The sequence below is a fragment of the Bradyrhizobium sp. genome (assembly GCF_049512235.1).
Lineage (GTDB): Bacteria > Pseudomonadota > Alphaproteobacteria > Rhizobiales > Xanthobacteraceae > Bradyrhizobium.
The window spans coordinates 1-6067 of the sequence record NZ_JBEKXH010000392.1; the positions used below are offsets into that span (position 1 = coordinate 1).

Here is a 6067-nt window from a genome sequence, read left to right on the forward strand (position 1 = left end):
GTTCGGCAAAGGCGAACGCCATCTTGACGCGGTCGCCGTAATACTGGTCGGCGATGGTGTCGATGATGGTCATCGGGCCGGGCAGGGTGAATTTCAGCTGGCGCGCGGTATGGGTGCGGGCGATGCGGGCCTCCACGGCATGGACGCGGCCCTTGAGCCGGAGCGGCGCCACCACCTGCGGCACCATCGCCTTGTAGCGGTCTTTCCGGATTCCCATCTCGACCTTGTGCGCAAAATCGATACCGTCGATCTGCTCCAGAAAGCCATGGACAAAATGCTGGCGCGACTGCTCGCCTTCGGTGACGATGTCGATCCCGGCATCTTCCTGCAGTTTGATCGCCAGCAGGGTGGCGTCGCGTTTGGCGCGCGCCAATTGCTCACCCTGGGCTTTCCACGGCGCCCATAGCGTGTGGGGTTCGGCCAGCCATTCCGGCTTCGGCAGCGAGCCGGCAATCGTGGTTGGAAACAGCATGTCGGGCCTCCCGGACGGTTCTGATTGAGGGAATGTGTGCCATGTTCGCCATGCGCCCGACAAGCCAGGAAAGCTCGCTGGAACAGGCCGGGCCCAGCGGCTAGGATATCGGCAGCATGCTTTCAGGATAGGGCCATGATCGATCTCTACTACGCGCCGACGCCGAACGGCTGGAAAATCTCGATCATGCTGGAAGAGCTCGGGCTTCCCTACACGGTCATTCCCGTCAACATCCGGGCCGGCGAGCAATTCAAGCCGGAATTTCTCGCGATCAGCCCCAACAACCGCATTCCGGCGATCGTCGATTCCGCGCCTGCCGACGGCGGCGGCCCGTTTTCGGTGTTCGAGACCGGTGCGATCCTGATCTATCTGGCCGACAAGACCGGCCGTTTGCTGCCGCAGGAGATGCGCGCGCGGTCCGACGTCACGCAATGGCTGATGTGGCAAATGAGCGGGCTCGGTCCCATGCTCGGCCAGCACGGGCATTTTGCGCTCTACGCGGCTGAGAAAATTCCCTATGCCATCGAACGCTATCGCGACGAGGCGGCGCGGCTTTATCGCGTGCTCGACAGCCAACTCGGCAAAACCGGGCGCTATGTGGCGGGCGACTATTCGATTGCCGATATTGCCTGCTTTCCCTGGACCATGACCCACAAGGCGCAGGGCTTTACGCTCGATGATTATCCCAACGTCAAGCGCTGGTATGCCGAGGTCCGGGCGCGTCCCAAGGTGCAGGCGGGCCTCGCCATCGGCAAATTCGAAAAGGCGCCTTTCGACGAAGAGGCGCGGCGAAACATGTTCGGGCAAGCCGCCAAGGCGCTGAGATCATGACCGAACCCAGGTCATGATCTCAGCGCACGGCGGAGCGCTGCGTCGCAAGTTTCACGGTCAGCGTGGCCTTCCTCGCTTGCAGGTCCTGATTGTCCGGCGCCTTGCTCGCCGCGGCGTCGAGTGCATCGAGCGCTTTTTGATAAAAAGCCACGGCATCGGCTCCGCCCTGACCGCCGCCTTGATGGGCGAGCCCACCGGCCTGCTCCAGCGCGACCGAAAGCCTGATCTGCAAATCAACGATCTGGGTGGGCGCGGCTTGCGGAGCCGTCGCCGCCGCGGCCTGATAGGCGGCGAGCGCCTCGCTGTATTTGTTCTGCCGAACCAGGACATCCCCGATCTTGATCTGGACGTCGAACAAATCGCCATAACGGGGGTCCCCCGCCTTGGCGAGGTTCGCGTACTCGGCTGCCGCCGCCTGATAGCGCGCGAGCGCATTCGCGATGAGCCGCGAGGATTCGTCCTGCACCGGCTCGGGATGAGCCAGGACTTCGTCGCCGCGATTGATCAAGGCGTCGCCTTGCTTGACATTGAGCGCGGCAAGATTGTCTTGCCATCCGGGTTCGGTCGGATTGGTTGAAACGATCTCTTCAGCCATCTGAGTCGCCGATTTGTAGTTCTGCAGCGCCGCGCCCCAATCTCCCTTCTGCATCAGTGTGTCGCCGAGCAGCATCTCGTCTCTGGCCAAACCGGTTCGCCACAGCATGTCTCCCGGGTCATCTTCATAGAGCTTCTGGCGGTCCTCGACTGCGGCCTTGAATTCGCGCTGCGCTTCGTCGGGTTTATCCTTCAATAGCAAGCCGATGCGCCGATGGGTCATTGCCATGTTGGAAATCAGCGACGCGTTGTCCGGAGTTTTGTTCAATTGCTGGGTCTGGATCCCCAGTGCCGAGCGATACTCCAAAAGGGCGGCCTGCACATCGCCTGGCTGGTTTCTTGCGCTGTAAAGCTGCGCAATCCTGGTTTTTTGTGTTGCGATATCGTCTGGATATCTTGCCGCGACGGATTGGGCGATCTTCAATCCGGCATTATAGTAGTCGATCGCTCCCTGCCAATCCTTGCGGTACCAATACATATCGCCAACCTTATCGAGCGCGACCAGAACCTCGTGCTGATGTTGAAGGTTTTCAGGATTGCTCGATACCAGCTGTTTTGCGATGTCGACGGCGGCGAGATACTCCTGTTCTGCTTTGCCCATGGCGTCCGGGTCATGGATCTTTCGCGCCAGCTGATCGCCAACCCGGAATTCGCTGGCATAGAGCAGGAACTTGAACCGGGGATTGTTAGGATATTTTTCGACAAAGGTTTGCGAGAGCCTTTCCGCTTCGTTGGCGGAATCGAGCGCGCTCTGGTGATCTCCGAGCGCGTCTTTCACGTCGGAAACACCGTGCAGCAGGGATATCTCGATTTCCGATATTTCCGGCGAATGGCCGCCGGCCTTCGATAATTGGTCCAGCGTTGCTTGCGCATCGTCAAGGAACCGCTGTGCGCCGGCCGCTCGCAAGGTGCCATCGTTGAGGAATCCCGCCAATCGTCCGATCGAGGTTTGTGTTGCCTGCAGTGCGTCTTTGCGGCGTGAATTCGCCTCGGCTTGGGCCTGCTCGGCCTTTTTTTGCGCCTGCACGGCGTTCTGCCATAACAAGAACATGGCCACGGCGGTTACCGCGACCACCGCGAACATGGCCGCGCTGAACCATCTTTTGAGGCTCTGCCGCCGCCGCGACACCAGGAGCAGGCGCAGGACGCGCTCGAACCCGCCGCCGTACCGTTCCGCCCATGCTTCCGTCCGCGGGCGGGCCCTCCACCAGGCCCAGCGTTCGTCGACGAGATGGGCGGGCAGCACGGCATCGTCACCTTCGGCCATCGCCAGTAAGCCGCGATAACGTTCTCCGGCGAGCTGCTCGGCGCGCAGCCACCCGAGTTCCGCCCCGCGACCGCTGACCTTCTCCCAGCGTCGCAGCAGCGCCTCGTGCCCGACGTCAATGCGGGTCGTCGCCGTCAACTCCTTCACTTCGAAACGCGAGGGCGTCAGGAACGAACAATCATCGGCGCGGAACCGGTCCAGCACCTGGCGCACCGCCGCGTCGTCGACGCCGGTTTCGGCGACCAGCTGTGAAAACCGCAATGCCCGCCTGATGGCGCGGCCTTCCTTGTCGAGTTCGGACAGCGCGCTGAATGTCTGCTCGACGGCAAGCTGCAATGTGGGTCCCGGCAGATCGGTCAGAATTTCATCGGCATGCTGCGACAAGGCATTGGCGAATTCGCCGATGGCACGATAGTGGGGCAGCGCCAGTCGCCGCGCGGCAACCTGCAGCGAAGTGGTTGGCTGTGTGGCGGGTACGGCATCCGGCGCGACAATCAATGTCGCCGAGGTCGAAGCCGGCGCTTTGCCCGCTTCCTCCCATAGCCGCGACAGACAATGCTGCAGCACCGGCAGCTGATCCATCTCGGTGGAGCAGTCATTCAACAGCCGTTCGACCAGTTCCGGGTCGATCGTCGCCCCGGCTTTCTCGACCGGCTGGCGAATCACCTCGTCGAGTTGATCGCGGGTCAGCGAAGGCACCAGGAACTGCGCCGCCGAGACGGCTTCCGGCAGCCCGTGAAAGCGGGCGCAGTCGCCGATGAAATCCGAGCGCATCGTCAGCATGACGTGAATCTTGTTGACCGGAGCCCGGCTCGCTTCCAGCAGCAGCTGGACGAATTGGGTCGCTTCGTCGCGTGCGCGCACCTCATTGCCGCTCGGATCGCCCCGCGCCGAGACGGCGGCGTAGCGGAACAGCTCCTCAAACTGATCGATCACAAGCACCAGCGATTTGCCGGCGACGTCATTGGTTTCGGCCAAGGCTTCGGATATTCCGAAGCTTGACCGGTTCAGTTGCGCGGCGATGCGGTCGCGCCGGCCCGAGGCCACCATCGGATCGTCATCGATCGAAAAACTCGCGAGCAGATTTGTCAATCGCGGCAACGGCGCATCGCCCGGGCGCATTTCGCGCCACAGCCAGCTGCGGCCGCCCGGTTCGCCGGTCTCGGTATCGAGCAGCGGCAATAGTCCGGCCCGCACCAGAGACGATTTTCCGCTGCCGGAGCTTCCGACCACCGCGATGAAGCGGAAACGATCGATCAGCCGGTAGAGCGCGTAGGTCTGTTCTTCGCGGCCGAAGAAATAGGCGTGATCCTGGTAGGCGAAAGGCCGCAGGCCGGGAAAAGGATGCTCCGCCGAAACCGTCGACAGCTGCAGTGGGGCGTTCATGGCGCGTTGGCGCGGGGGGCGGGCACCAGGCCGTCGAGCAGGTCGGCTGTCGGAATGGTCTGGTCGGAGAGATCGACGACGAGATCGATCTCGCTGCGCGGGAATAGAAGCTTGCCCGCCTTTTTCCGGTTGCCTGGTGGCGGCGCCGCGACCACCGCCCGATAAAAGAAGGGCTGCGATCGGCCGAGGTCGTGCCAGTTGCGCATGCCGCTCGCCTGCGCGCGCACCCAGACCTCCGAGGCCTGCGCCCAGCACAGGATCACGGCATCGCACTCCGCCAGCTGCTTGCCGTTGAAACTCTTGATCTCGGCGTCGGGCCCCTCGAACGCCGGCAGCAGTGTCTCCAGTTGCCGCTGCTGCAGCGCCTGGGCCAGATTGAGCGCGTAATCACTGTCCTCCTGGGAATGATACAGGAACAGCCGCAGGTCGCCGCTGACTTCGGGCAACGGCGTGGCCTGCGATCGCGGCTGGGCGATGGCAACGAGGTGCTGATTGAGGAAGTCGACGAATTTGCTGAGACTGTCGCCTTCGACCTTGTCGGCAGGCAGTTGGCTGTCAAACCGGGCCAACACATCGAGCGGACGCCGGGTCGTCTCGCGCGCCGGCTGGCTGGCGTCGGCGGGAACGGTCCACAGGCTGGGTGCCCACATCAGGCGATGAAACCGGCCATCGCCGTCGCCGGCTGATTTCGCCGCCGCCCGCGCGAGCTGAAGCTTGACCATCGGAAGCTGGTCTTCCGGCGCTTCGCCGGCCTTTTCGCCCAAAAGATGGACGGATATCTCGGCTTTCGAAAGCGCGGCATCGATGACGGCAACCGCACTCTCGAGCGCCACCTCCTCGCCGGGCGAGGGAACGATCGTATGGCCCTTGCCGATGAGTTCGGAGACAATGCGATCATATCCCGCGCGCATGTCGGAGGCAGGCTTTGCCACATAGATGGTCCGGCCCGTGGGAGGATAGGCTGGCGGCGGCGGCGGGCCAGGTTTGCGTCGCACCAGGTAAGCGGCCAGCGCCTTCAGTTTTTCCCAATATCTGGCGTCGCAGGGTTCGCCGCGGTCAAAAAACTCGATATCCCCGGCGATTTCCTCCGGATCCTCGTTCCGAATGTAAAACGCAAAGCCGCTTTGACCCTGCAGCGGTGGAGGACGATCGTTGGGATCGACATAACGCTTGCTGACCACGACGATGCGGTCGCGAAGACCCTCACCACCATGGTACCTGGCGAAGGTTTCAAGTTCCCTGTTGCACCACGTCGAGTGCTTCCAGTTCGGCGAGAGGACAACCAGCAGCAGGGCCGCGCTTTTCAGCGCCTCCTCGATTTCCGGAGTGAACTGGGCCCCGTCCGCAATACGCCTTGTGTCTCGCCAAATCTTGGGTCGTTCCGGCCCCAAATCTTTGAATTCAAAACGAATGGCCTCGTCAAGAAACGTCACAAAACCTTTCTTTTCCGGCCTGTCCGGCGGTGGAAGGTCATCATCCCGCGCATAAGAAATAAAAATATCGGCCACAGTCGCCTC

The 6067-nt window shown here is 62.3% G+C and carries 4 protein-coding genes; 1 reads left to right on the forward strand and 3 read right to left on the reverse strand.

The features are described 5' to 3' along the window. A partial coding sequence (locus tag ABSG20_RS27250; RefSeq protein ID WP_490338342.1) for a uroporphyrinogen decarboxylase/cobalamine-independent methonine synthase family protein occupies window positions 1-472 on the reverse strand: 472 nt, incomplete at its 3' end. A gap of 135 nt (window positions 473-607) precedes the next feature. Here ABSG20_RS27250 and ABSG20_RS27255 point away from each other — a divergent pair. Continuing rightward, entirely contained in the window at window positions 608-1303 is a 696-nt protein-coding gene (locus ABSG20_RS27255) for a glutathione S-transferase N-terminal domain-containing protein (RefSeq protein WP_423867583.1), read from the forward strand. 19 nt (window positions 1304-1322) lie between these two features. Here the strand turns inward: ABSG20_RS27255 and ABSG20_RS27260 are convergent, their stop codons facing one another. Together ABSG20_RS27260 and ABSG20_RS27265 are read right to left on the reverse strand one after the other, a co-directional pair. After that, window positions 1323-4550: a tetratricopeptide repeat protein gene (locus ABSG20_RS27260; RefSeq protein ID WP_423867584.1), complete on the reverse strand. Its 3228-nt coding sequence runs from the start codon at window positions 4548-4550 to the stop codon at window positions 1323-1325. Further along, a partial coding sequence (locus ABSG20_RS27265) for a toll/interleukin-1 receptor domain-containing protein (protein ID WP_423867585.1) occupies window positions 4547-6067 on the reverse strand: 1521 nt, incomplete at its 5' end. The genes ABSG20_RS27260 and ABSG20_RS27265, both read right to left, overlap by 4 nt.